Here is a 24,827-nt window from a genome sequence, read left to right on the forward strand (position 1 = left end):
GCGCTCGAATGGCGCTCTTTGTTCGTGTTGCTAGAGGATTAATCGTCTTCGTCGTGAAGTTCTGACCAGGTTTGAGCACATTTCACTGCACGCTTCCAGCCTTTGTAGCGACGATTACGTTTCTCTTCATCATCATGAGGTTCAAATGTACGATCAATTACCGCTTTACCTTGCAGTTCATCGAGGCTATCCCAATATCCTACCGCCAAGCCTGCCAGGTAAGCTGCACCCAGAGCGGTTACTTCAGTGACTTCAGGGCGAAGTACTTGCGTATTTAGCACGTCAGACTGGAATTGCATCAAGAAGTTGTTTGCTACTGCGCCGCCGTCAACTCTTAGGTTAGCCAACTGGATTCCAGAGTCGGCTTGCATTGCATCCAATACGTCACGGGTTTGGTAAGCGATGCCTTCCAAAGTTGCACGAATAATATGGTTTGAGTTAACGCCTCGAGTTAAGCCAACAATGGTTCCTCGTGCGTACGCATCCCAGTATGGTGCGCCAAGGCCAGTAAAGGCTGGTACGACGTACACACCATTGGATGTGTCTACTTTTGTTGCGAAGTATTCAGAGTCTTCTGCGCCATTAAGAATCTTAAGCTCGTCACGCAACCACTGGATAGACGCACCGCCCATAAACACCGCGCCTTCTAGTGCGTATGCCGGTTCACCTTTCGGGCCACATGCCAGTGTCGTCAGCAGGCCGTGTGTAGACGTCACTTTTTCCTGACCAGTATTCATCAACAAGAAGCAACCTGTACCGTAGGTGTTCTTTGCCTGACCCGCTTCAACACACATCTGGCCGTATAGCGCAGCTTGTTGGTCACCAGCAATACCAGCAATAGGAATACGTGTACCACCTTTACCACCAATGTTGGTTTTGCCATAGATTTCAGATGAACGCTTTACTTCAGGCATCATTGACGCCGGAATACCCAACTCATCCAACAGCTTTTGGTCCCAACATAGGTCATTGATATTAAATAGCATCGTACGTGAAGCGTTGGTGTAATCCGTTACGTGCACACGGCCTTGTGTCATTTTCCACACCAGCCAGGTATCAACCGTACCAAATAACAGTTTTCCTGCTTCGGCATCTTCGCGGGCACCTTCGACGTTATCAAGAATCCACTTCACTTTGGTACCAGAGAAGTAAGGGTCAAGCACTAAGCCTGTGTTGTCACGTACGTAGTCTTCTAAGCCGCGGCGTTTTAAGTCTTCGCAAATTTCTGCGGTGCGTCGACATTGCCAGACGATAGCGTTGTAAACCGGTTTGCCTGTTTCTTTGTTCCAGACGATTGTCGTTTCACGTTGGTTTGTGATGCCAATAGCCGCTAATTGATCGCTGCGGATGCCTGACTTAGCTAAAGCTTCAACTAAGGTTGAACTTTGTGTTGCCCAGATTTCCATTGGATCGTGCTCAACCCAACCTGCTTGCGGATAAATCTGAGTAAATTCGCGCTGAGCGACGCTGACGATATTCGCGTCGTGATCAAGAATTACTGCGCGAGAGCTTGTCGTACCTTGGTCTAGGGCAACAATGTATTTTTGCTCAGTCATGGTAAGAATCCTTTTATTTCGTTATTTATATTTTAGTAAATGTTCGGGTTATGTCGGTTTTAAGCGCGAGCTTGTTCTGTTTCTTCTGTGTCACACTGATTCGGGATCGTACAGCCGTGGCCTTGCTGTGGAAGATATGCTGCAATCGCTTTTGGATATAGCCAACCACCAAAGCATGCACCTGCGATTGGGGCGAGAATTGGGACAATAAAGTAAGGGATATCTTTCGCGCCAGTCAGCGCATAATCCCAGCCAGCAAAGTAGGCGAACAGTTTTGGTCCAAAGTCACGAGCGGGGTTCATTGCAAAGCCGGTTAGTGGACCAAGTGAACCACCAATAACAGCAATAAGAATACCAATCAATAGTGGGTTCATTGCGCCGCGAGACGCACCGTTGCTTTCATCACCCAGCGCAAGAATCGCAAACATCAATACCGCAGTAATAACGAATTCGACAGCAAAAGCTCCCATGAAAGAAAGAGAAGCATTTGGGTAGGTAGAGAAAATTCCCGCTGTTGCTAAGGCCTCTTGGCTACTACGAACGAAATTGTGTGCGATTTCATAATCAGTAAAGAGGTTGGCGTACAAGCTGTAGACCAAAGCTGCGGAACAAAACGCGCCAAGTAATTGAGCGATGATGTATGGCAATACTTTTGCTTTATCGAAGCCATGGAACATGGCAAGAGCAATGGTCACCGCTGGGTTAATGTGAGCACCTGAAACGCCGGCTGTACAGTAAATAGCGATGGTCACACCTAAGCCCCACACTATGCTGATTTCCCACTGTCCAAAAGATGCGCCAGTTAACACTAGGGCTGCGACGCAGCCAACGCCGAAGAATATAAGTAATCCTGTACCGATAAATTCGGCCAAACATTCTCCGAACAGAGAAGGGTGTTTGTTGGTTGTCATGGTAAGAGTCCTTTAGTTAATTTTGCTTATCTAGCACGGTAGTATTGTGCATATAAATAATCTTTCGAAAACAAACGAGCGTTGAATTTGAGCGTTTGAGCATAAAAATGTTAATCAAACTCTTAAATTTTGTTAAATAGCGCATCTTTTAATCATAAAAGAAACTTACCGTTCATCATTTTTTTAAGTTTAAGGTGTGATGCTTCATTCATGTTACCGATGCGTACAGCAATGGGAAACTGGTAAGAGGAGTTTTGTGAGGCTGCTGCGTGAAAGGTGATTTGTTGCACTGGTTTAGCATAATAATTAACCCTAAATAGTTAGATCTTATAAGGAGTTATACGGGCTCTATTAAAGGGGGGGAAATAAACGACATTCCCGTTTTGGACCGGGATGCGTGCTCGCAGAAGCCCAGTTTTGTTTAAAGTCGCGTCTAATTTATGCTGCGCCATTGGGAAGGTGCTTATCACGTTAGTCACTTTGTGTTCGTCGGATTAATTTCGCGATTTGGTGAGAGAATGCTCTTTTGCAAACATCCACAACATTAACGAAATATGCGTAAAGTTGAACGAAGTTCTAACTAATGAATTCTAATTAACTGTATTTACTACAATTCAATTCTTATGCAACATTTGTCACAGAAATAGAGTTTTAACTTCATACAATGCGATGAGTTTCGAACGAATGTTTGTTTTGTTTCGTTTTTGTTTTTGGGTTTCTTACCATCGCATTATAAATAATGAGGTTCCTATGTTTGGAATATTCAAACCTAAGGCGCACATCGATCGTCTATCCCCGGACAGTATTGATAGCACCTACTCTCGTCTACGTTGGCAACTTTTCATTGGTATTTTTGTCGGCTATGCGGGCTATTATCTGGTCCGAAAAAACTTTAGTTTGGCGATGCCGTACCTAATTGAACAGGGCTTTAGCCGTGGTGATCTCGGGGTTGCGCTTGCGGCCGTATCTATCGCATATGGACTGTCTAAGTTCCTGATGGGCAGTGTTTCTGACCGTTCTAACCCTCGTTACTTCCTCAGTGGCGGTTTGTTGATGTCTGCGCTTGTCATGTTCTGCTTTGGTTTTATGCCGTGGGCGACGGGCAGTGTAACCGCGATGTTTATTCTGCTGTTTTTAAACGGTTGGTTCCAAGGTATGGGATGGCCAGCTTGTGGGCGAACCATGGTTCACTGGTGGTCACGCAAAGAGCGTGGTGAGATTGTTTCGGTTTGGAACGTTGCCCATAACGTGGGTGGCGGTTTGATCGGGCCACTATTCATCCTTGGTCTTTGGGCTTTTAACGACGACTGGCGTACCGCATTTTACGTTCCTGCTTTTTTTGCCACGTTGGTCGCAGTCTTTATCTGGATGACGGTTCGAGATACTCCTCAATCTTGTGGTCTTCCTTCGATTGAAGAGTACAAAGATGACTACCCAGATGATTACGATAAATCTCACGAACAGGAAATGACGGCGAAGGAAATTTTCTTCAAGTATGTGTTCAACAACAAGCTGTTGTGGTCGATTGCGATTGCCAACGCGTTTGTTTATTTGATTCGCTACGGCGTGTTGGACTGGGCACCGGTATACCTAAAAGAAGCGAAGGATTTCTCGGTCGATAAATCGTCGTGGGCTTACTTCCTGTATGAGTGGGCGGGTATCCCTGGCACGCTATTGTGTGGTTGGATTTCTGACAAGATATTCAAAGGTCGTCGTGCTCCTGCGGGTATTCTGTTTATGGCTCTTGTGACTGTTGCGGTTTTGGTTTACTGGTTCAATCCAGCAGGCAATCCGACGGTAGACATGCTGGCGCTGATCGCGATTGGCTTCTTGATTTATGGCCCTGTCATGTTGATTGGTTTGTACGCTCTTGAGCTAGCGCCGAAGAAAGCAGCAGGTACAGCGGCGGGTCTGACAGGATTGTTCGGTTACTTAGGTGGTGCCGTGGCAGCAAACGCCATTCTTGGTTACACGGTTGACCACTTTGGTTGGGATGGCGGTTTTATCATCCTAATCGGCTCATGTATCACTTCTATTGTGTGTTTGACCTATGCATTTTTAGGCGAACGCGCACATCACGATCAGAAAGCGCGCGAAAAGGAAGCAGTAGCGTAATATTTATTTAAAGAGGCAGTGGAATACTGCCTCTTCGCTTTATCAAGGAAATATCAATGAAAACAACGTCAGTATGTCTAACATTCTTAGCTCTGAGCTTATCGGCCGGAGCGATTGCCAAACCACTAGTGATTGCTCACCGAGGCGCCTCCGGTTATCTACCAGAGCATACGTTAGAAGCCAAAGCGCTTGCTTATGCCATGAAACCAGATTACATCGAACAAGATGTCGTGATGACCAAAGATGATCAGTTGGTAGTATTGCATGACCATTACCTAGACCGAGTTACCGATGTTGCAGAGCGTTTTCCCGATCGCGCACGTAAAGATGGCCGTTACTACGCGATTGACTTTACTTTGGCAGAAATAAAATCGTTGCGAGTGACAGAAGGGTTCAATATCGATGACAACGGTAATAAGGTTGCAGGGTATCCAACTCGATTCCCAATGTGGAAATCTGATTTTACTGTCCCTACGTTTGCTGAAGAAATCGAGTTAATTCAGGGGCTAAACAAAACTTTGGGTTACGACATCGGTATCTACCCGGAAATCAAAGCACCTTGGTTCCACCGTCATGAAGGAAAAGACATTTCTAAAGCGGTTCTGAAAGTTTTGAAACAGTATGGCTATGATTCGCAAGACGACAACGTGTATCTGCAGTGTTTTGACGCCAACGAACTTCAACGTATCAACAGTGATTTGATGCCAGAAATGGGGATGGATCTAAAGCTTGTTCAGCTGATGGCCTACACCGACTGGAATGAAACTATGGTCTACCAGGGCGATACTGCAACACCATATGACTACGATTGGATGTTCGAGGCGGGTGGTATGAAGAAAGTCGCCGGTTATGCAGAGGGGATTGGCCCTTGGAAACCGATGCTGGTGGATGATAAATCAACCCAAGATAACATCATTATCAAACCACTGATGAAAGCAGCAAAAGATGCCGGTTTACAAGTGCATCCTTATACTTTCCGTGCCGATCCTGGTCGTATTCCTGCTTACACCGATAGCTTCGAAGGCATGATGGATGTCTTCTACAATCAGGTGAAAGTCGATGGTTTGTTTACAGATTTTCCAGACAAAGCGGTAAGTTTCTTGAATAAGTAACGGATATCGCAAAGTAACAGAAACAAAAATCCCCCAACCGTTTCTGAACTGACCCCCAATAGTTGGACACCAATTATTGGGGGTCTCTTTATGTCCAAATATAGCCGAGCATTTAAGTGTGCGGTCGCCAAACAATATTTACTGGGTGAGTGTTCATCTTACGAACTTTCTCAAACTTACTCCATTGCACCACGCATAATACGTTACTGGGGAAAAGTGTTTGAGATTCATGGTGCTGATTCATTTAAGCCTCATGATTTCGCTAAAAATGCTCAAACCAAGCTCCAAGCGTTAAAAAAAATGTGGACGAATGGCTGGTCTATCAACCACACTAGTGCGGTATTAAATTTCTCCTCCTCTGGAACACTCTCCGTTTGGCTTAAACAGTACAAACAATATGGCATTCAGGGGCTTGAACGTAGTAGAGGACGATCACCAATGAGTAAGCACCCTTTTATCCAGCAAAAAAGTGATGATGAAAAAACGCTGGAGGAGCTAAAAGAGGAGTTAGCCTACTTACGCGCCGAGAATGCCGTTCTAAAAAAGTTAGAAGAGCTGGAGCAGGAAAAGCCTCGCCGAACAAAGAAAAAGCGAACGTAGCTCTAGCTCTTAAAAGCTGTTATCCACTAAAACACCTTTTGCATGCCTTAAAGTTAGCGAGAAGTATTTTCTATTATCATGCGAAGCCAAATAACGACGCCGAACAGTATCAAGATGAAAAGAGTCTAATAGAGCAAATTTACCATGAGCATAAAGGCAGATATGGGTATCGTCGTATTCACTTAGAGCTACGAAGACAGGGCGTTATGCTTAACCACAAAACGGTTCAACGGCTCATGGGTCAACTAGGCTTGAAGTCTACCGTCAGACCCAAACGGTACCGCTCTTACAAAGGAGAAGTGGGAACTGTGGCCCCCAATGTTCTTGAACGAGACTTTAAAGCGACGAAGCCAGATGAGAAGTGGGTAACTGATGTCACTGAGTTTAAAGTTAAACAGCAGAAAGTCTATCTATCACCAATCGTTGATCTGTTCACACAGGAAGTTGTGGCTTATAAGGTCGCAAAAAATGGGCGTCTACCTCTGGTCACTGAAATGTTGACAGACGCGGTTGCGACTTTAGGCGAAGGCGCTAAGCCAATCGTTCATAGCGATCAAGGGTGGCAATATAGGCATAAGAAATATCAGAAAAAGCTATCTGAAAGTTGCTTAACACAGAGCATGTCGCGGAAAGGAAACTGTCTAGACAATGCAGTTGCGGAGAACTTCTTTGCCTTACTGAAAACAGAAATGTACCATAACCAGCACTTTGAAGATGCTGATGACCTGATCGCTCATATTGACGAATACATCGAGTATTACAATACCAAACGAATTAAAGTGAAATTAAAAGGCCTGACTCCGATAGAGTATCGAAATCAGGCCTTGCAAGCCGCTTAACAGAAATGTCCAACTTTATGGGGTCACTTCATTCCGGCTGGGGGATTTTTTATTCTAATTCAGAAAATTAGTTGTTTGAGTGCAGTTCGCTGTTCAGTTCAACCGCGCTCTTGTTTGCAAGACACTCAACCTGACCTGTTTGAGAGTTACGACGGAATAGCAGGTCAGATACGCCAGCAAGGTCGCGAGCTTTAACGATTTCTACTTCGTTACCTTCTTTATCCAGCATACGAACTTTAGTACCAGCAGTTACGTACAGGCCTGACTCAAGAGTACAACGGTCGCCCAGTGGGAAGCCAAGACCCGCGTTCGCGCCTAGTAGTGAGTTTTCACCAATAGAAACAACCACAGTACCGCCACCTGATAGCGTACCCATGATAGATGCGCCACCACCGATGTCTGAACCGTTACCAACCAGAACGCCAGCAGAAATACGGCCTTCAACCATGCTCACGCCTGTTGTACCTGCGTTGAAGTTGATGAAACCTTCGTGCATAACTGTTGTACCTTCACCCACGTGTGCGCCAAGACGTACACGAGATGTGTCAGCGATACGAATACCAGTTGGTACCACGTAGTCCACCATTTTAGGGAACTTGTCGACACAATCTACGCTTAGCGTGCGGCCAGCCAGACGAGCTTCGATTTGACGATCTGCCAGTTCAGGCAGGTCGATTGGGCCTTCGTTTGTCCATGCGATGTTGTGTAGCAGACCGAAGATGCCATCCAGAACGGTGCCGTGTGGCTTAACCAGACGGTTAGAGATAAGTTGTAGCTTTAGGAAACCTTCAGCAACAGATTGTGGCTGCTCGTCAGAAGCTAGGATAACCAAAACAAGTGGTTGTGCAGATTCTGCTGCTTTAGTTGCGAAAGATGCGTTTGCAGCATCGCCGTTTGCTTCGAAAGCTGCTGCAAGTTCTGCGCTTTGTGCTGCAGAGATCTCGATAGCTTGGTTGCCTTGCTCGTATCCCGCTACCGCCGCTAGCGCGTTTACTAGCTCGTCGCTTGGGTTAAGAACTGGGTTAGGAAAAAACGCTTCGATGATTTTACCGTCACGGTTTTTAGTTGCCGTACCAAAGGCTAGAGAAAAGAAAGCCATAGTTGATCTCCGTCTGTTGAGTCTGGTCTCGTCGTTCGCTGACAAGAATCTAAATAAGTTGATAGTCATCATAAAGACACTGTTGGGGAGTTTAAAGAGGTGAAATACAGAAAGTCCGTAGATGGATACCTTTTGTCTTTTAAGAGATATGTCTGTCTGATGAGAAATGTAACCTAAACGCAGCATCTCGCTTGAACAATAAGAAGTCCAAGGCTCTGAAATGAAACAAGCCAAGTCAAAAAGACTTGGCTTTGTGAACTAACAAGTTACTCGGATATTATCCATCCAGAAGATGGGAATTACTTAACCCTGACCAGTTCAGGTTGTGCATATTCCCAACTAGTCGTGTAGTCATTCAGTGATTTAATCATGTAGATTTCTCCGCCATCAGCGACAAAGGCAAACTGAATATGCTCTTCACCTGTCCCCCATGAGCCTTCACGATTAGTTGCAGAAAAAGTCTCAATTACCGTGTTGCTCGCTTTGTCAATAACACGGAGCTGGCGACTTTGCTCACCTTCAGCAATAACATATTCGCTGCCTGTATCAATAAACGCAGTGATGGATGGTTTGTACGTGCCACTCAATTCAGATAACGGAAGTTGACCAGCCCACTTCAGATCTAAGTGAGTGCCATCTTTTAGCGTATAGTAGTTGCCGTTGCCGTCGATATAGTATTCACCTGCTTTATCAAACCAGAATACCCCTCCATGCGAATGGTCTCCATGATACTCATCTTCGGTGTTCTGCAAGTTCCATTGCCCTGACTCAACGAATACGCCAGTAAAACTTTGTGGCGAAAGATTGGCTTCTAAGCCTAACAATACGTCCCCGTTACTACCTAGTTTAATATCGGGGGAATACCAATAGACTCCTTCAGAGATCTCACTGCTTTTCGTGGAAATATCGATCACTTCTAGGTTTGAACCCGCAGCGAATAGATCATCACGACGCACTGCAATGCTTGGAGAATTATAACTCGTCGAGATCTGTTGGCGGGTTGGCGTCGCTAAATCTGCGGAATTAAAATCAAATACTTCAGCTTGATATTCCGTCGCGACAACAACGCGCCCTTGTTTGGCAAGAGTATCAACAGTCAGAGAAACAGGCTGGTTAGAAAGGCTAAAGCTGTGTGTCTTTCCCGTTGCTAAATCATATACATGCAACTGATTAGTTGGTGAATCTGAAGTCATCACTAACAGGTTTAAGCCTGGAACGTAGGCCGCTTGTAATACCTCATACCCGAACTTCAAGCGCTCGCTCACTGCCAGCGCGTGACTTGCGGCTTGTGTTGGTGCTTCAATCACAAAGTCCATTGGCACCTGAAGTGGGCTACCTGATACAGGGTAGTCACACTGCTCGTCGTAACATACATTGAGTTCTAAATCGCCACTATAATCGCCAACAGCGAGGTTATGTGGCAACTTTAAGTCAATTAAAGCAGCGTATTCATCATAGGATTTTGGTGTCAGAGATAGCTGGTTGACCCGAACTTCACCGTCTGAACGTGATAGCTTGAGCTGATCGCCATAGTTACCGCGAAGACGGATGGTGCGCTGCTTGAGATTATTATCCACGAGAGCGTTGGTTGCCGCGTGGTAGTGGATCATCTCGTTTTCTAACAGGATCGCTTGTTCGTTAAGCTCGACACTATAGTTAATCGTGGTTTTTATTGGTGAGCCAGGAACGTGCTTATTACAATACTCATCAAAGCAGGCCAGCATAGAAATCTGATGTTGGGTCGTGCCATTGCCTGCTTTGTAGCCAGGCTCTAGATCAATCTTTAGTATCCCACCAGTATCTGAAGTAAACACAATCTCAGCGTTTTTCACCAGAGGACTTTCTGACTCAACACCCACATAGATCTGCTGTGATGTCACTCCTTTTGAATCAAATTCGATATGTGCGGTTAATGGCAGCATCGTATGACCGACAATATCGACCGTCGGCTGTGGGCTGAACACGCGAATATTACCGCTGCTATCACCACCACTGCCACCACCTCCGCAGCCGACCAAAAATAACGTAATAACCAAAGAACTAAATTTGTACATAATTTCACCTCTCTGAAAAGTGTCGATATTTTGTACTGCTAATTCATGAGCAACAACAATTAGTTACCGTCAAATAGGGCTGCTGGTGCGAATTTCGAGTCATATCAATTAATGGGCAGGATGTCACAGTTTGGGATGGCAGTTACTCAACTAAAAGGGATGATTTCAGCCTAGGAAAGAAGTTTTGGGTGGGTGTTTTTACTAAACTAAATGCGTATTGAATATTTTAATTTAGAGCAAGTGAGGCCTTGTTTACATGTTTCATCTGCGGTCAACAGGCATAAAAAAACGCCACAATATGCGGCGTTTTTTGAAAAGCTTGGCAATCTTATGCGGCGTCTTCGTTTTTGTCTTCTTCAACAGCTTCAAGTTTCTTCGCTTTCTTTGGTGCAGGTCTACGTTTTGCACCTAAAGCATAAAGCACTTCTTCTTTGTTTTGCGCAAGGAACATGGCAAGATCTTCCTGCTTATCTTCCTCTTCAAGAAGTTCACTCTTACCTAGCAGAGAGAATAGCTCGTCCGCCATATCCAGCATTTTGTCATATGCGTCAGCTTCCGCTTTAGAGGTAAAAGTCATTTTCTCTTCTCCATTGCGTTCTACCACGTACTTGACTATTACAGCCATGGTTAGTCCCCTAATTTGGTGAATTGATACTGGCTTTTTATACAGTTTTTAACCAGCTAAGTCTAGAGCAGTAAAGCCTGGTGAGTTAAGAATGCGAAGCGAGTAGAGCTAACTGACCAGCTATTGAACTATTTATTATTTACGGGAGACTGCCAACTCTGGCAAAACTCGATAAAGGTTTTTAGCAGTGGACTTTGATATTTTTCTTTGTGCACTAATAGCCAGAACCGACGTTTCATATCCAGCGGCATTTCAAGAACCTTTACGCGGCCTTCGCGAATTGCCGGATCGGCTGATAAACGTGACAAACAGCCAAGCCCTAAACCTGCAGATACGGAGTTGATGAGTGCTTCAGTGGTATTGAGCTGAAATGCCTCGTGCCAGTGCTCTAGACGAGGTGCGATGACACGTAAAAAGAACTCACGTGACCCAGAACCTGCCTCGCGCAATATCCATTCGCTATTTTCCAGCTCTGCCAGATTCATCATACCCTCGTGCGCTGCGGGATAATCTGGCGAGCAGATCACGCACATCTCATCTTCACTAAATTGTGACGACTGAAGCTCGGGGTGCAGTGTTTTGCCTTCGATCAGGGCGATATCCAGCTCGTAGTCAGTTAATTTGTCACATATTTGCGCCGAGTTTGAGATAAACAGGCTTTGAGAACGGTGGTTGGTGTGCTGACGAAATGCGCTTAAGAGAAAAGGAGCGACTTGATTGCCGATGGTATCACTCGCTCCAATGCGTAACTGCCCAGTTAGGGCGTGATCACCTTCAAAAATGCTCTCAATATCTTTGGCACGGTTTAATAACTCATCCGCTAAGGGAAGCAACTTTTGCCCTTCTTGATTGAGAATTAATCGGTTATTGACCCGATCAAACAGATGATGACCGATCTGCTTTTCCAGTTCAGACAGCGCCATACTTACCGCCGCTTTAGAAAGGAAGAGGCTCTCAGAGGCGGCCGTCAGCGTTTTGTGCTGAGTGATGGTGGTAAATACCTTGAGCTGTTTAAGAGAAATATGACTTGCCATAGAATTATGTTTAGTAAACCTGAACGTATGTTCTAAATAATTAGTTAGTTTGGAACGAAGTGCAAGCGTATTATTAGCCACATCGAGACTGACTCTGATAGAGGTTGTGATGATTCAGAAAACAAAAGCAAAACTAATCGACGCACCGACTCCGATGGCGGGGTTAGCACTTGGTATTGCGAGTTTGGGTTGGAGTTGGGAAAACTTCGCTGAATTACATGGCTATGGACAGTGGGTGAGTGCAGGCATTGCCAGTGTATTGCTGACCATTTTGGCGATTAAATTCATTCTACATCATCAGTTGTTAAGGCAGGACCTTGCGCACCCGGTCGTGGGGAGCGTTGTACCAACATTTGCAATGGGAACGATGGTGGTTTCTAACTCATTAGGTCAGTGGTTACCGCTTGCGGGTGACGCACTCTGGCTGGTCGCGGTTGTTCTGCACATCGTGTTTTTAGTGAGTTTTGTTTACCATCGAGCAAAAGAGTTTGAATTGCACCACATGGTTCCAAGCTGGTTTGTACCACCTGTAGGTATCATCGTTGCAGATGTGTCTTTCTCGGGTAATCCGGTTTTAGCACCAGTGGCTCAAGGCGCGTTGATGTTTGGCATGGTAGCGTACGCGATCATGTTGCCGATGATGATTTACCGTTTCATGTTTACCCATGAAATTCCAGATGCAGCGAAACCAACAATGGCAATCATGGCTGCGCCAGCGAGCCTGTCTTTGGCGGGTTACCTAACCGTAACTGCGACGCCATCGCCAGTGATCATCGCTATGCTATTTGGTATCGCAGTATTGATGACAGCGATCATCTACCTAGCGTTCTTTAAATTACTCAGATTGCCATTTAGCCCAGGCTATGCAGCGTTCACTTTTCCAATGGTGATAGGTGCGACAGCACTGTTTAAAATGGCGAACTGGATGGAGACACAAGGTTTAGCATCGAATTATGTTCAACAAGTTCGAGGCTTAGCGGGTCTTGAACTGATTGTGGCGACATTTGTTGTCTCTTATGTGGCATTACAATACATCAACAACTTGTTGATTCAGCCTCGCTTAATGCAAGCGCATCACGCCTAAATAGCAAGATATGAAAAAGCCTCTTGGTGTTACCGCCTAGAGGCTTTATTTACTTTTAAGGGGGAGCGAATATGGACTCAGCCTTTTTTATAAAAACGCGACATCTCGTCGAGAAAATGACGAATAATATTAACCGGAATATGGTGTTCTTTTTCGACGTTTAACTGGTTGTCCAGTTGCTGAGAATGACCGCCTGGGTTTACCACCAGCATCAAATCTTTTCCGACCAAAGCATAGTTATAGTAGCTGCCCGCAATGTACCAATCACGAGGGGCAGAGCTATCCAGTAAGTTGTGGCCCACGCTGTAGGCGCTTGTTTTACCCTGAACATCAAACAGCATATTCATCATGGTTGGTACGACGTCAAAATGCGTAGTACGGTAATCAATTTTCTCAGGTTGATGATTGGGTATGGATACGTAAAGAGGAACATGCACCTGAACGTCACTGTAGTTCCCCGTATGGCCCCAGTAGTTCATCTTATGATCGTTAAACTCTTCGCCATGGTCAGAAGAAAGCACCACGATAGTGTTGTCTAAGTCGACGCTCTTCAGTACTTCACCTATCAAACTATCAATGTAATACAACGAGTTTTTGTAGCGGTTGTGATAAAGCGAAGCATCAAAATCGTTGTTTAAAAGAATGTGATCGACGCGTTCCCAGTATGGTTTGAATTTAGCGAACTCAGGTTCTGGGAACAATGTGCCGTGTGCAGAATCATAGAACAGAAAGCCAAAGTATGGCTGTTCACTGTCCTGCTTTTGGAACTCGATGAACTTGTCCGTGATCTGTTGATCTCGTTCTACTGCCGTTTCACCTGTCTGTTTCAGGGTTAAGTCGGGTACTTTTTTGAATACCGTTCGAGAAAGCGGTGGGCTGGTCAATGGTGCAGAGCCAAAAATACCCATGCGGTAGCCTTCTTGTTGCAGAGTATCCATAAATAGTGGGGAGCGTTGGCTCGCGTAAAAGCTTTCCCAATAGGTGGCAGGTAAACTATAAAATAGGCTAAAGATGCCAGCTTGAGTCGAGTTACCACCGCTCATATGTTGAGTAAAACTCACTGTTTGTTTAGCAAACTCACTGACATTTGGCATGACTTCAGGGGTTGCATCACTGTAGCGCCAAGCATCCACCAAAATAAATAAAACGTTTGGGAGTGTCTTTTTACTTTGCACTTGAACAGGCTCAAGCGGATAGTTTAGAGAGCTACTTTCCACGTTGGATAACTCCACCCGGTTCTTCGACGCGATACTTTCATCAACAAGGTTGTGTTTGTAGATAAATTTACGAGCAGTAAGCGGATAGTAAAGCGGCCAGTTGTTCGAATACTGACTGACTTCATCATCGTAAAGTGAGTTTTTGTACGCATGGATTATTTGTGTGCTAAGCAACATGGCAAACCATACACTGATCAACAAGAACTTTGCTCGGCTTTCTGCGAGCTTATTACTCAGCCAAACGGTACATGCAAGTCCTAGTACTAGCACGGTGACTTCACTGCCGAAAATGAGCCAGCTCATCCAGGAAATATCAAACACATCGCTACCACCCTCAAAAAACATGCGGATTAATAGAGCATTGATGTGAAATTTATATTGTTGAAAAACGAGGATATCGACTTTGAACATGATCAGAAGGCAGATAGAGATAGTGATAACGATGCCTTTGAACAAACGAGTCGGTAGAAAAGAGAGCAATAAACTCAACAACATAAATGGAAGAACAATCAAACCTAGCCACCCAAATTGAGTGGAAGCTAAGTAATAACCTTGCAATAAGGTTAGCGGTTCATTCTGATTGCTAGACAACACGAACGGATAGCAAGTGAAAGACAGATACACTGCAAAGCAAGCAAAAAAAGCAATCAGCCAAGCGCTGTTGGACGACGGTTTGCGAATCATACTTTTCATATTTATAAATTATAGATGGTTCGATTATAAAACAGTGTTTTTTATTTTGGAATAGATGTGAAGAATGTCACGTTATGTGTGGGTTTAATCGGAGCTTATTACGTCATTGAAAAGTAGTGTTTTATGCTCAAACTGCGCGATATCTAGCCTTTTGTTATTCCAAATAAAGAGAACACTGCGGGTTTAAATAGCGCTGTGCTAAGCTAGCTAACAGTTTCAATCGGCACTCGGTGTTCCCAATTTGTTTACTGTTTATCACTCCAACCAAGTTGACGTTCTCAAATCACTTCTTGTTGAACTGATTCGCATCAGTCCGCTGGAAAACCCGTTCGAAAAAGAACAAATTCTGGTTCAAAGCCCCGGTATGTCTCAGTGGTTAAAAATGGAACTGGCCAAAGAGTTTGGTGTGGCGGCGAACATCGATTTTCCGCTCCCAGCGACCTTCATTTGGGAAATGTTCACCCAGGTATTGCCTGATGTGCCCAAACGCAGTGCATTTAACAAAGAAGCAATGACATGGAAGCTAATGCATCTTTTGCCGGGGCTTCTAAACCGAGAGACGTTTTCACCGTTAGCGCAATATCTCAAAGACGACAGTGATAACTCCAAGCTGTATCAGCTGGCAGAAAAAATTGCCGATATATTTGATGGCTACCTGGTATACCGTCCGGAATGGATCGCCAGCTGGGAAGCGGGTCAGAGTGTGCCAGAGCTGGAAGAGGAGCATCCGTGGCAGCCAATTTTGTGGCAAGCATTGTACGATCACACGGTTTCTCTGGGGCAGTCTCCTTATCACCGAGCTAACCTTTATGAACACTTTATCGACACGTTAGAGAATTTTAACGGCAACTTAGATCATTTTCCCAAGCGTTTGTTTGTTTTTGGTATCTCTTCTTTACCACCACGTTACATGGATGCGCTAAAAGCGATTGGCGAACACATCGACGTGCATTTGATGTTCACCAATCCATGTCGTTATTACTGGGGCGAGGTTCGAGATCGTAAGTACCTGGCTCGCTTGGCAGCGAAACATCGTCAGCATGTAGTTTGGCAGGATGATCGCTCTGAAGTACAAGGCGAAACCGAGCAGTTGAAAGGGTCTGTAGAAGACAATGTGCTCGACGAACTGCACACTGATGTGGTCGGAAACAGTCTATTGGCTTCGATGGGGAAACTTGGCCGCGATAACATGTATCTGCTTTCTCAGTTGGAGTCCCATGAGATTGAAGCGTTTGTTGATGTCGAGCGAGACAGTCTGCTCCATCAATTGCAAGCGGATATTTTAAACCTCGAAGAACACCAGGACGACCAGCAGATTGAGCATAGTGGCCACAAGCAAGTGGTTAGTCTGGGCGACAAATCGCTAAGTCTACACGCTTGCCACAGTCCAATGCGTGAAGTCGAAGTGCTTCATGATCAACTTCTGGCGATGTTCGATGCCGATCCGAGCTTAAAACCACGCGATATTATCGCCATGGTTGCGGACATCAACGCCTACAGTCCCGCGATTCAAGCAGTATTTGGTAATGCACCGGGTGAGCGTTTTATTCCGTATTCGATTTCAGACCGAACGGCGGATCAGGAGAGCCCGATTCTTGCGGCATTTATGCAGTTGGTAAACCTACCGAACACGCGCTGCTTGGCATCGGAATTACTTGAACTGCTGGAAACTCCGGCGATCTTGAAGCGTTTTGAGCTCAGTGAAGACGATTTCTTACAAGCCAAACAGTGGGTTGAAGCCTCGGGTATTCGTTGGGGATTGGATGCCAATACTGGGCGCGAATTTGAACTGCCGGAAACGCGTCAAAACACCTGGCAGTTTGGCATTCAGCGAATGTTACTGGGTTATGCGATGCCAGAGTCGGCAGGTTTGTTTGAAACCGAGCAAGGCAGTTTATCTCCCTATAATGAAGTGCAAGGTATGGGCGCAGAGCTTGCGGGCAAGTTAGCGCACTTTATCCAGCAAGTCAGCACTTATCGCCGCAAAATCTCTCATGTTCAGACGATTGATGGCTGGCGAGAAACTTTAGTTACACTGCTGGATGACTTCTTCTCAGTCGAGTTGGAAGGCGAAATGGCGCTCAAATCCATTCGCGATACGCTTAGCCAGTTGAAAGAACAGCTCGCCGATGCCGCATTCGAAGAGGTATTGTCACCAGCAATCATACGCCAATATTTGCAAGATAAACTGTCCGGTACGCGAGTCAGCCAGCGTTTTCTTGCCGGACAAGTGAACTTCTGTACCCTGATGCCGATGCGTTCGATTCCATTTAGAACCGTATGTCTGCTCGGAATGAACGACGGCGTGTATCCGCGTTCCATGCCGCCAGAAGGTTTTGACTTGATGACGGGCAGAACCAAGCCGGGTGACCGTTCACGACGAGATGATGACCGCTATCTATTCCTCGAAGCGATGCTTTCGGCACAGCAAACGCTGTATATCAGTTATGTCGGTCGTTCGATTCAAGACAACACCGAGCGCGTACCGTCAGTGCTGGTTTCTGAGTTAATGGAATACTGTCACCAAAATTACTGTTTAGGCGGTGATGAAGGTTTACCGGTTGATGAGTCTGGCGATAATTTATTGAAAGCGCTGGTCAATACGCACGCCATGGTGCCATTTAGCCCAAGTGCCTTTCAGGGGATGCATTCCAGCTACGCCAAAGAGTGGGTTCCGGCGGCGTTAACCCAGAGTAGCCAATCTCAAGGCTACGTTCGTCATGACTTTAATCGCGCATTGGACGATTATCTGCTGGGAGCCACGTTCCCACTAGAGCTCGATTTAGTCGAGCTGCAACGTTTCTGGCGTTTACCGGTACAGTACTTTTTTAATCGCCGCTTAAAAGTGGTATTTGAGCCGCCATTGCCGGTGATGGAAGACGATGAACCATTTGTACTCGGTGGTTTGGAAAGCTATCAAATGCGTGATGAGCTGTTAGAAACCTTGCTCGAAACCACGTTGACACAGCCAGAGAAGAAAACAGATGTGCTTAAGCACTTTATGAGTCAACAACGCGCTCAAGGTAAATTACCGGTCGGTGCATTTGGCGATATCGAGTTTGAAACCAACCGAGTTCAGGCTGAAGAGCTGGTGGACAAACTGGCGTTTCTATCTGGCGTACCGCAAGACGATTTAGAAATCGACCTGACCTTTGACTCGTTATTCGAAGGCAATGAAGGCGATGAGAAAAAAGTTCGCCTGACAGGTTGGCTTACTCAGTGTTACCAATCCGGGTTGATTCGCTACCGTAGCGGTAGGGTTCGTTCACAGGATTATCTGGCCGCTTGGATTGATCATCTTGCCATGTCAGCGTCTGGCCATACCAAGAAAACCCATATTATTGGCTATGACCGCAAAGAAGGTGCGGTTCATTTAATCTACCCGGAAATTGCTGACGCGCAGTATGCCAAGCAATTACTTACGGAATTGGTTCGTCTGTTCTTTGAAGGCATGACTAAGCCTTTGCCTTATTTCCCGCAAACGGCGTTAGCATGTGTTGAAGCCGGATTTAGTCGTGGACACTGGGCTGACGACGAAGAGAAATCTTTGAAGAAAATGGCAGATACATTCAACGATGGCTACATGAGTTCAGGCGAAGGAAACAATGCGTATATTGCACGTATTTGGCCAGCTTGGAATGATGATTTGGCGAAAGAAATACGCTTATTGACGGCGTTGGTGCTGCAAGGTGCGCGTTTAGCGGTTCAAGATGCGGACGATATAAAAGCGTAGCAAGGACAGTTGGATAGAGTAAAGGGAGAGTAGGGTGGCCGCCAGAAAATCATTATTTTTTGTAGGGCGTTCGCTGTACGGCCACAAGGTCAGAGGGACCATGATACTTTTGCTTAATTCATTTGAGTGTTGCCGCCTTAAAGGCTTGGCTTATCTCGTGAGGCGCATACTAACGGTGCAACAGATGGATAACCGTGAGAAAGATCCCACAAAGCCCTAAATTATCCAACTTGGTAAACATATAAATAGAATTTTTAACGATAGATCACACTTCTATCAGTTGATAATCCGGAGAGATTCAGCGTTATGGATCAAATGTCAGGTGCAGAGCTACCTAACCATGATTTAGAAGCCACTGGGCAACCGCAGCCAACACCACTAGAAGCGATGACGTTTCCTTTACATGGTGCGAGGTTAATTGAGGCATCCGCGGGTACGGGCAAAACCTTCACTATTGCGGGTTTATACCTGCGCCTTTTGCTTGGTCACGGCAGTGCAGAGACCAAACATCGCGTCCCGCTTACCGTTGATCAAATTCTGGTTGTGACCTTTACCGAAGCGGCGACAGCGGAGTTGCGCGATCGTATAAGGGCGAGAATCCATGATGCGCGTATCGCTTTTGCTCGCGGACAGAGTTCCGATCCAGTCATCCAGCCTTTGCTTAATGAGTTCGACGATCGCAAGCAAGCGGCGGAAATTCTTCTTCAGGCAGAGCGCCAAATGGATGAGGCTGCGGTCTACACCATTCACGGTTTTTGCCAGCGCATGCTGACACAAAATGCTTTTGAATCCGGCAGCCGATTTAATAACGAGTTCGTGACGGACGAAAGCCACCTTAAAGCTCAGGTGGTGGCTGACTATTGGCGACGTAACTTCTATCCATTGCCATTCACTTTAGCGGGGGAAATTCGTCAGTTGTGGGGTTCTCCATCTGCACTGTTGTCTGACATCAGCAATTACTTAACAGGCGCACCGTTAAGCCTTTCTGTACCTGCGATGAAAGGCAGTTTGGCCGATGTTCATACTGAGAATCTGAAAAAAATTGATCAGCTGAAAGCACAATGGCGAGATAGCCAGGATGATTTTTTAGCACTGATTTCGGATTCAGACATCAACAAACGCAGCTATACCAAAAAGTCTCTGCCGACCTGGTTAGAGGCAGTGAATGCTTGGGCAGCAACAGAAACCACAGGTTATGACTATCCTGACAAGCTGGAGAAGTTTGCTCAAAATGTCCTGTCGGAAAAAACACCTAAAGGTAGTGCGCCGCAGCACGCCGTTTTTGCAGCGATTGAGGCTTTTCTTGCTAATCCTATTAGCTTAAAAGCCCCTCTGCTCGCCCATGCGATAGAGCATTGTCGGGTGATGTTAGCCAGCGCGAAAAATCAGAAGCAATGGCTTTCGTTCGATGACCTACTGACTCAACTTTCTGCTTCTATCGATACCGATGAAAGCGAGCTACTAGCTGAGCGAATTCGCACTTTGTATCCGGTCGCGATGATTGATGAATTCCAAGATACCGACCCGCTGCAATACAGTATTTTTAGTCGTATCTATCTGAACAATCCAGAATGTGGTTTGTTTATGATCGGTGACCCGAAACAGGCGATTTATGGTTTCCGTGGCGCAGACATTTTCACTTATATTAAAGCTCGTAACCAAGTAAGTGCCCACTACACGCTAGGAACCAACTGGCGTTCAAGTGCGGATATGGTGCAGGCAGTGAACCAAGTGTTTGCCTTACCAGACAGCCCATTTATCTATGATTCGGACATTCCTTTCTTACCGGTAAATTACAGTCCAAATGCCGAAAAACGCATTTGGACTATGGGAGGTCAAAAGCAACCAGCACTGACTTATTGGTTGCAAAACGCTGAAGAAAAGCCGCTGTCAAAAGGCGAATATTTAACTCGAATGGCGGAGGCAACCGCGAGCCAAATCCAAACAATTTTGACTCAGGCTCAGCAGGGGCAAGCGTGTCTGGTGAACGGTGAAAAAGAGAAAGCCGTTCAAGCTGGCGATATCGCAGTACTGGTTCGTACTGGTAGCGAAGGCCGAATGATTAAACAGGCGTTGGCAGATCAAGGCATTGCCAGCGTATATCTGTCTAACCGAGACAGCGTGTTTACCAGCTCGGTTGCTCAAGATCTGCAGCGTCTTCTGCAAGCGGTACTGACACCGGAAAATGACCGAGCGCTGCGTGCGAGTCTCGCCTCTGAACTGTTTGCATTGGATGCCGCCAGCTTGGACGCACTCAATAACGATGAAATCGTATGGGAAAATGCAGTTAATGAGTTCAAAGAATATCGCAAACTTTGGGTTCAACGTGGGGTATTACCCATGCTGCGCGCGGTGATCAGCAAGCGCCATATTGCCGAACGATTGTTAGAAGAAGGCGCAAGCTCACAAGGAGAAAATGGTGAGCGAGTACTTACCGATTTAATGCACATTGGTGAACTCCTTCAGCAAGCCAGCAACGAATTAGATAGTGATCATGGGTTGCTGCGCTGGTTGGCTCAGTCTATCAGTGATGCGGAAAATGGTTTGGGCGGCAGTGATGACCAAATCCAACGTTTGGAATCTGAGCGTAATTTGGTGCAGATCGTGACTATCCACAAATCAAAAGGTCTGGAATATGACCTGGTCTTTCTGCCGTTTGTGTTCAGTTACCGAGAAGCCAGCGAAGCCAAATATTACGATGCGGCCACTGACCGCACTGTACTGGATATTACGGGCAGTGATGCATCAATGATGCAAGCGGACAAAGAGCGTTTAGCCGAAGACCTGCGTCTGATATATGTAGCGTTAACGCGCGCCGTGTATGCTTGCTTTATTGGCGCTTCGCCTTTGCGTAATGGACGCTCAACCAAAGAACCAACTGGTGTTCACCACAGCGCAATCGGCTACTTGGTGCAAAATGGCCAAGAAGGCGGAATCAACGATTTGTACCAAGGTTTAAAACAGCAGCAAGATAAGCTTGATTGCGTCGCTTTAGGTGAACCGCCACAGCAGCTCGAAGAGATGTATGTAGCGCCACAAGAAGAAGTGTGTGATCTCACTGCGAAAGAACTACAAAATCCTATCGACAGAAACTGGCGTATCACCAGTTATTCTGGTTTGGTCAAGCAGGGCTCCCATCAGACTGAACACGACGCCACCATTGAGATTACTGGCTTTGATATTGACTCTTCTGACGAGCAAGACGAAGAGGATTTGGTTGAGCCTGAGCGTTCTATTTTCACCTTCCCAAGAGGCGCGCGTCCGGGGACGTTCCTTCACAGCTTATTCGAGGAAATTGAGTTTACTCAGCCAGCCACGACGGAAGAGAATACCCAAATCATTCTCGGTTTGATGGAAAGTGAGCAGTTGGATGAAGAGTGGCTGCCCATTTTACAACAGCTGATTGATACTGTGCTTGCCACGCCATTAGACGGAAAGTCGTTGCTGCTTAATCAAAAGGCACCATCGCAGCGTCTGGTGGAGATGGAGTTTCTGCTGCCGATTGAAGTGTTGTCCGCGCCGGCGCTGAACCGTGTGATTCAACGACATGATCCATTGTCTGCCAAAGCGGGAGATTTAGGTTTCCAAACGGTTCAAGGCATGCTCAAAGGCTTTATCGACTTGGTGTTTGAGCATCAAGGCAAGTACTACGTGCTGGACTGGAAATCGAACCACCTTGGCGACGATGTGACTCACTACCATGGTGAAGCACTAAAATCTGCCATGGCGGACCACCGTTACGATTTGCAGTATCAGATTTATGCTTTAGCACTGCATCGATTTTTGCGTAGTCGGCTGGCTAATTATCAATACGATCAGCACTTTGGTGGCGTGTATTACTTGTTCTTACGCGGCATGGATGGGCAAAGCGATCACGGTATTTTTTCCGCCAAACCAACGTTAGAATTTTTACAAGAGATGGATCGTTTGATTGATGGTCAAACACTGGAAACACGATCGACTCAGGCTGGGCAGATGGAGCTACTGTAATGACGACCAATAACAATCTTCCATCGTACCAAGAGAGCCTGCTGGGAACACTTGAACGTTTGGCACACAAAGGTGCGATTCGTCAGCTCGACTACCAATTTGCACGCTTTCTTTACGCTCAAACTGATGATGCGCAGAGTGAATCACAATCAGACGGTCAGGCACTGGCGTTTATCGGTGGTGTCGTCAGTAGTGAGCTTGGTAAAGGACATATCTGTTTGCCTCTCTTCGATGCGCAAGGTCAGCCGACTGATTTGGCCAGTAAGTTGGGGCTGTTTGGTGAGGCAGCGTTAACGCTCAATACTCAACTGCAAGGTATTAATTGGCAACAATTATTGGAAAATTCCAGTTTAGTTGGCGCACAGGGAGAAGCGCTGCCGCTAATGTTCGATGGTGAGCGTTTGTATTTACATCGTTACTGGTACTATGAAGTGACACTGGCGGAAAAGCTCAATCAACTGGGCGCGGCGGTTAGTTTGCAGCTACAAGAATTTACGCGATTATCTGAGCTGCTTAACCATCTGTTTGCGCGTCAATATCACTTTCTTTTTAACACGATTGCCAAAGCCACTGAAGCTGGGAGTAGCACCCAAGTTCTGCGTCAGCAATTGGTGTGTGACCACCTTGATGTGGTCGCAAGCGATGCATTGGATTGGCCTGCGATTGATGCACTTTTAAGCCACGCCAATAAAGTTCAGGACTTACAACCTCTGGATGACCTCGTGCCACTTTCTGCTTGTGTAAACTGGCAAAAAGTCGCGGCCGCAGTCGCGCTAACCCGTCGCTTTGCGGTGATTTCTGGTGGACCGGGAACCGGTAAAACGACTACGGTAACCAAATTGCTTGCCGCGCTGATAGAGCAGGCCGCACAAGAGAAGAATCTAACCATCAAGCTGGTGGCTCCGACGGGTAAAGCAGCTGCACGATTAACCGAGTCAATTGGCAAAGCAGTGCAAGAGTTACCGGTTTCTCCTGAGTTAAAAGCCAAAATCCCGACTGAATCGAGCACCTTGCACCGTTTGCTGGGCGCGATCCCTAATAGCGCAGAGTTCCGTCATAACAAACAGAATCCGCTGCATCTGGATATCTTAGTGATTGATGAAGCGTCGATGGTCGATTTACCCATGATGTACAAAGTGGTCGATGCATTGCCTAAGCATGCACGACTGATTCTGCTTGGTGATAAAGATCAGCTCGCCTCGGTAGAAGCGGGGGCAGTGTTGGGTGATATTTGCTCGTTCCACGCTTTGGGGTATGGCAAAGAGCAGGCTTCGGCCATCGCAAAGCTGACCGGTTTTGACACCTTGGCCCACAGTAGCAATAGTGCATCCAGCATTGCTGATAGTTTGTGTATGCTGCAAAAGAGTTACCGGTTTGATGCTCGCTCGGGGATTGGTCAATTAGCGAAAGCTGTGAACCTAGGTTCTGCAGCTAGTGTGGACAATGTCTGGGCGCGAGACTTTTCAGATATCGAACATTTTGCTCTGAGTAGCCAAAACTACAATCAGATGATGCAGACGTTAGTACAAGAATACGGTCGTTATCTGAAGCGTATTGGGCAGCAAGAACAGGATCCAAATACTGGAGAACCTGAAACGTTAACCCGAAAAGCCAAAGCGGTGTTAGACACATTTAACCAGTGCAGACTGCTTTGTGCGATCCGCGAAGGTGACTTTGGTGTGGCTGGGTTAAACCAGCGCATAGAGAAAGCACTTGCAGCGCGTAAGCTGATTAAGGTGCAGGATGAGATTTGGTATCACGGCAGACCTGTGATGGTTACGCGCAATGATCACGGTTTAGGTTTGTATAACGGTGATATTGGTATTTGTATGCGGGATGACAGCGAAGAAGAGCAGCGTTTGAAAGTCTTTTTCGAACTCCCTGATGGTAGTGTTAAGTCGGTACTGCCAAGCCGAGTGCCAGAGCACGAAACTGCCTACGCCATGACGATACATAAATCGCAGGGCAGTGAGTTTGATTACACCTTAATGATTCTGCCGCCAGATTTTAGCCCGATATTAACCCGTGAGCTGATTTACACAGGCATCACCCGAGCGAAGAAACGTTTAGCGCTTTACGCGGAGCTGAATGTGCTTAAACGAGGAATAAAGGTGAAAACAACGCGAGCTAGTGGATTGGTGCAGCGACTAGCCAACTAGAAACTA

At 46.2% G+C, this 24,827-nt stretch carries 14 protein-coding genes and 1 pseudogene; 8 read left to right on the forward strand and 7 right to left on the reverse strand.

The features are described from left to right. Nucleotides 1-38 precede the first annotated feature (38 nt). Both glpK and L9Q40_RS18800 read right to left on the reverse strand, forming a co-directional pair. Nucleotides 39-1,556 (reverse strand): glycerol kinase GlpK, encoded by a 1,518-nt coding sequence (gene glpK / locus L9Q40_RS18795; protein ID WP_014232826.1) that lies wholly within the window; start codon nt 1,554-1,556, stop codon nt 39-41. A 59-nt stretch (nt 1,557-1,615) separates the two neighbouring features. Beyond that, the gene (locus tag L9Q40_RS18800) at nt 1,616-2,467 is read right to left on the reverse strand and encodes an MIP/aquaporin family protein (RefSeq protein WP_065297295.1); all 852 of its coding nucleotides are present in this window, start codon (nt 2,465-2,467) and stop codon (nt 1,616-1,618) included. 750 nt (nt 2,468-3,217) lie between these two features. On the opposite strand from L9Q40_RS18800, the gene glpT reads away from it, so the two are divergent. The 4 genes and pseudogenes from glpT to L9Q40_RS18820 form a co-directional block, all read left to right on the forward strand. Next, on the forward strand, nt 3,218-4,582 hold the full coding sequence (gene glpT / locus L9Q40_RS18805) for a glycerol-3-phosphate transporter (protein WP_020334317.1): 1,365 nt from the start codon (nt 3,218-3,220) through the stop codon (nt 4,580-4,582). Nucleotides 4,583-4,638: 56 nt separating this feature from the next. Continuing rightward, on the forward strand, nt 4,639-5,694 hold the full coding sequence (gene glpQ / locus L9Q40_RS18810; RefSeq protein ID WP_498794211.1) for a glycerophosphodiester phosphodiesterase: 1,056 nt from the start codon (nt 4,639-4,641) through the stop codon (nt 5,692-5,694). A gap of 90 nt (nt 5,695-5,784) precedes the next feature. Then, nucleotides 5,785-6,294 (forward strand): helix-turn-helix domain-containing protein, encoded by a 510-nt coding sequence (locus tag L9Q40_RS18815; RefSeq protein ID WP_498791700.1) that lies wholly within the window; start codon nt 5,785-5,787, stop codon nt 6,292-6,294. Next, nucleotides 6,291-7,133: pseudogene (locus tag L9Q40_RS18820) on the forward strand (IS3 family transposase); the annotation flags it as partial. The gene L9Q40_RS18815 and the pseudogene L9Q40_RS18820, both read left to right, overlap by 4 nt. A 67-nt stretch (nt 7,134-7,200) precedes the next feature. Here the strand turns inward: L9Q40_RS18820 and dapD are convergent. The 4 genes from dapD to L9Q40_RS18840 all read right to left on the reverse strand — a co-directional run bounded on the left by dapD (nt 7,201) and on the right by L9Q40_RS18840 (nt 11,945). After that, nucleotides 7,201-8,232 (reverse strand): 2,3,4,5-tetrahydropyridine-2,6-dicarboxylate N-succinyltransferase, encoded by a 1,032-nt coding sequence (dapD, locus tag L9Q40_RS18825; RefSeq protein ID WP_498794212.1) that lies wholly within the window; start codon nt 8,230-8,232, stop codon nt 7,201-7,203. Between the two features lie 299 nt (nt 8,233-8,531). Next, the gene (locus L9Q40_RS18830; RefSeq protein WP_498794213.1) at nt 8,532-10,286 is read right to left on the reverse strand and encodes a YncE family protein; all 1,755 of its coding nucleotides are present in this window, start codon (nt 10,284-10,286) and stop codon (nt 8,532-8,534) included. A 328-nt stretch (nt 10,287-10,614) separates the two neighbouring features. Next, nucleotides 10,615-10,911 carry a YebG family protein gene (locus tag L9Q40_RS18835; protein ID WP_014232820.1) on the reverse strand — a complete coding sequence of 99 codons (297 nt, stop codon included), beginning with the start codon at nt 10,909-10,911 and terminating at the stop codon, nt 10,615-10,617. A gap of 128 nt (nt 10,912-11,039) precedes the next feature. Then, nucleotides 11,040-11,945: a LysR substrate-binding domain-containing protein gene (locus tag L9Q40_RS18840; RefSeq protein ID WP_498794214.1), complete on the reverse strand. Its 906-nt coding sequence runs from the start codon at nt 11,943-11,945 to the stop codon at nt 11,040-11,042. 109 nt (nt 11,946-12,054) lie between these two features. Here L9Q40_RS18840 and L9Q40_RS18845 point away from each other — a divergent pair, with 109 nt between their 5' ends. Then, the gene (locus tag L9Q40_RS18845) at nt 12,055-13,029 is read left to right on the forward strand and encodes a TDT family transporter (protein ID WP_498794215.1); all 975 of its coding nucleotides are present in this window, start codon (nt 12,055-12,057) and stop codon (nt 13,027-13,029) included. 77 nt (nt 13,030-13,106) lie between these two features. Here L9Q40_RS18845 and L9Q40_RS18850 read toward each other — a convergent pair whose 3' ends face one another. Beyond that, a complete protein-coding gene (locus tag L9Q40_RS18850) occupies nt 13,107-14,930 on the reverse strand; it encodes a DUF3413 domain-containing protein (RefSeq protein ID WP_498794216.1) in 1,824 nt (607 codons plus the stop codon). A gap of 250 nt (nt 14,931-15,180) precedes the next feature. On the opposite strand from L9Q40_RS18850, the gene recC reads away from it, so the two are divergent. The 3 genes from recC (at nt 15,181) to recD (ending at nt 24,821) form a co-directional block, all read left to right on the forward strand. Then, the gene (gene recC, locus L9Q40_RS18855; RefSeq protein WP_498794217.1) at nt 15,181-18,672 is read left to right on the forward strand and encodes an exodeoxyribonuclease V subunit gamma; all 3,492 of its coding nucleotides are present in this window, start codon (nt 15,181-15,183) and stop codon (nt 18,670-18,672) included. A 315-nt stretch (nt 18,673-18,987) separates the two neighbouring features. Continuing rightward, complete coding sequence (gene recB / locus L9Q40_RS18860; RefSeq protein ID WP_498794252.1) at nt 18,988-22,662, forward strand: exodeoxyribonuclease V subunit beta; 3,675 nt, start codon at nt 18,988-18,990, stop codon at nt 22,660-22,662. Next, nucleotides 22,662-24,821: an exodeoxyribonuclease V subunit alpha gene (gene recD, locus L9Q40_RS18865; protein WP_498794218.1), complete on the forward strand. Its 2,160-nt coding sequence runs from the start codon at nt 22,662-22,664 to the stop codon at nt 24,819-24,821. Before recB ends, recD begins: the two co-directional genes overlap by 1 nt. Nucleotides 24,822-24,827 lie beyond the last annotated feature (6 nt).

The organism is Allocatenococcus thiocycli, from assembly GCF_921292965.1.
Classification (GTDB): Bacteria; Pseudomonadota; Gammaproteobacteria; order Enterobacterales; family Vibrionaceae; genus Vibrio; species Vibrio natriegens.

What these genes read in the sequence shown, in the direction of transcription:
- glpK (WP_014232826.1), bottom strand. Translation starts at nt 1,556, where the DNA reads ATGACTGAGCAAAAATACATTGTTGCCCTAGACCAAGGTACGACAAGC.
- L9Q40_RS18800 (WP_065297295.1), bottom strand. Translation starts at nt 2,467, where the DNA reads ATGACAACCAACAAACACCCTTCTCTGTTCGGAGAATGTTTGGCCGAA.
- glpT (WP_020334317.1), top strand. Translation starts at nt 3,218, where the DNA reads ATGTTTGGAATATTCAAACCTAAGGCGCACATCGATCGTCTATCCCCG.
- glpQ (WP_498794211.1), top strand. Translation starts at nt 4,639, where the DNA reads ATGAAAACAACGTCAGTATGTCTAACATTCTTAGCTCTGAGCTTATCG.
- L9Q40_RS18815 (WP_498791700.1), top strand. Translation starts at nt 5,785, where the DNA reads ATGTCCAAATATAGCCGAGCATTTAAGTGTGCGGTCGCCAAACAATAT.
- dapD (WP_498794212.1), bottom strand. Translation starts at nt 8,232, where the DNA reads ATGGCTTTCTTTTCTCTAGCCTTTGGTACGGCAACTAAAAACCGTGAC.
- L9Q40_RS18830 (WP_498794213.1), bottom strand. Translation starts at nt 10,286, where the DNA reads ATGTACAAATTTAGTTCTTTGGTTATTACGTTATTTTTGGTCGGCTGC.
- L9Q40_RS18835 (WP_014232820.1), bottom strand. Translation starts at nt 10,911, where the DNA reads ATGGCTGTAATAGTCAAGTACGTGGTAGAACGCAATGGAGAAGAGAAA.
- L9Q40_RS18840 (WP_498794214.1), bottom strand. Translation starts at nt 11,945, where the DNA reads ATGGCAAGTCATATTTCTCTTAAACAGCTCAAGGTATTTACCACCATC.
- L9Q40_RS18845 (WP_498794215.1), top strand. Translation starts at nt 12,055, where the DNA reads ATGATTCAGAAAACAAAAGCAAAACTAATCGACGCACCGACTCCGATG.
- L9Q40_RS18850 (WP_498794216.1), bottom strand. Translation starts at nt 14,930, where the DNA reads ATGATTCGCAAACCGTCGTCCAACAGCGCTTGGCTGATTGCTTTTTTT.
- recB (WP_498794252.1), top strand. Translation starts at nt 18,988, where the DNA reads ATGTCAGGTGCAGAGCTACCTAACCATGATTTAGAAGCCACTGGGCAA.
- recD (WP_498794218.1), top strand. Translation starts at nt 22,662, where the DNA reads ATGACGACCAATAACAATCTTCCATCGTACCAAGAGAGCCTGCTGGGA.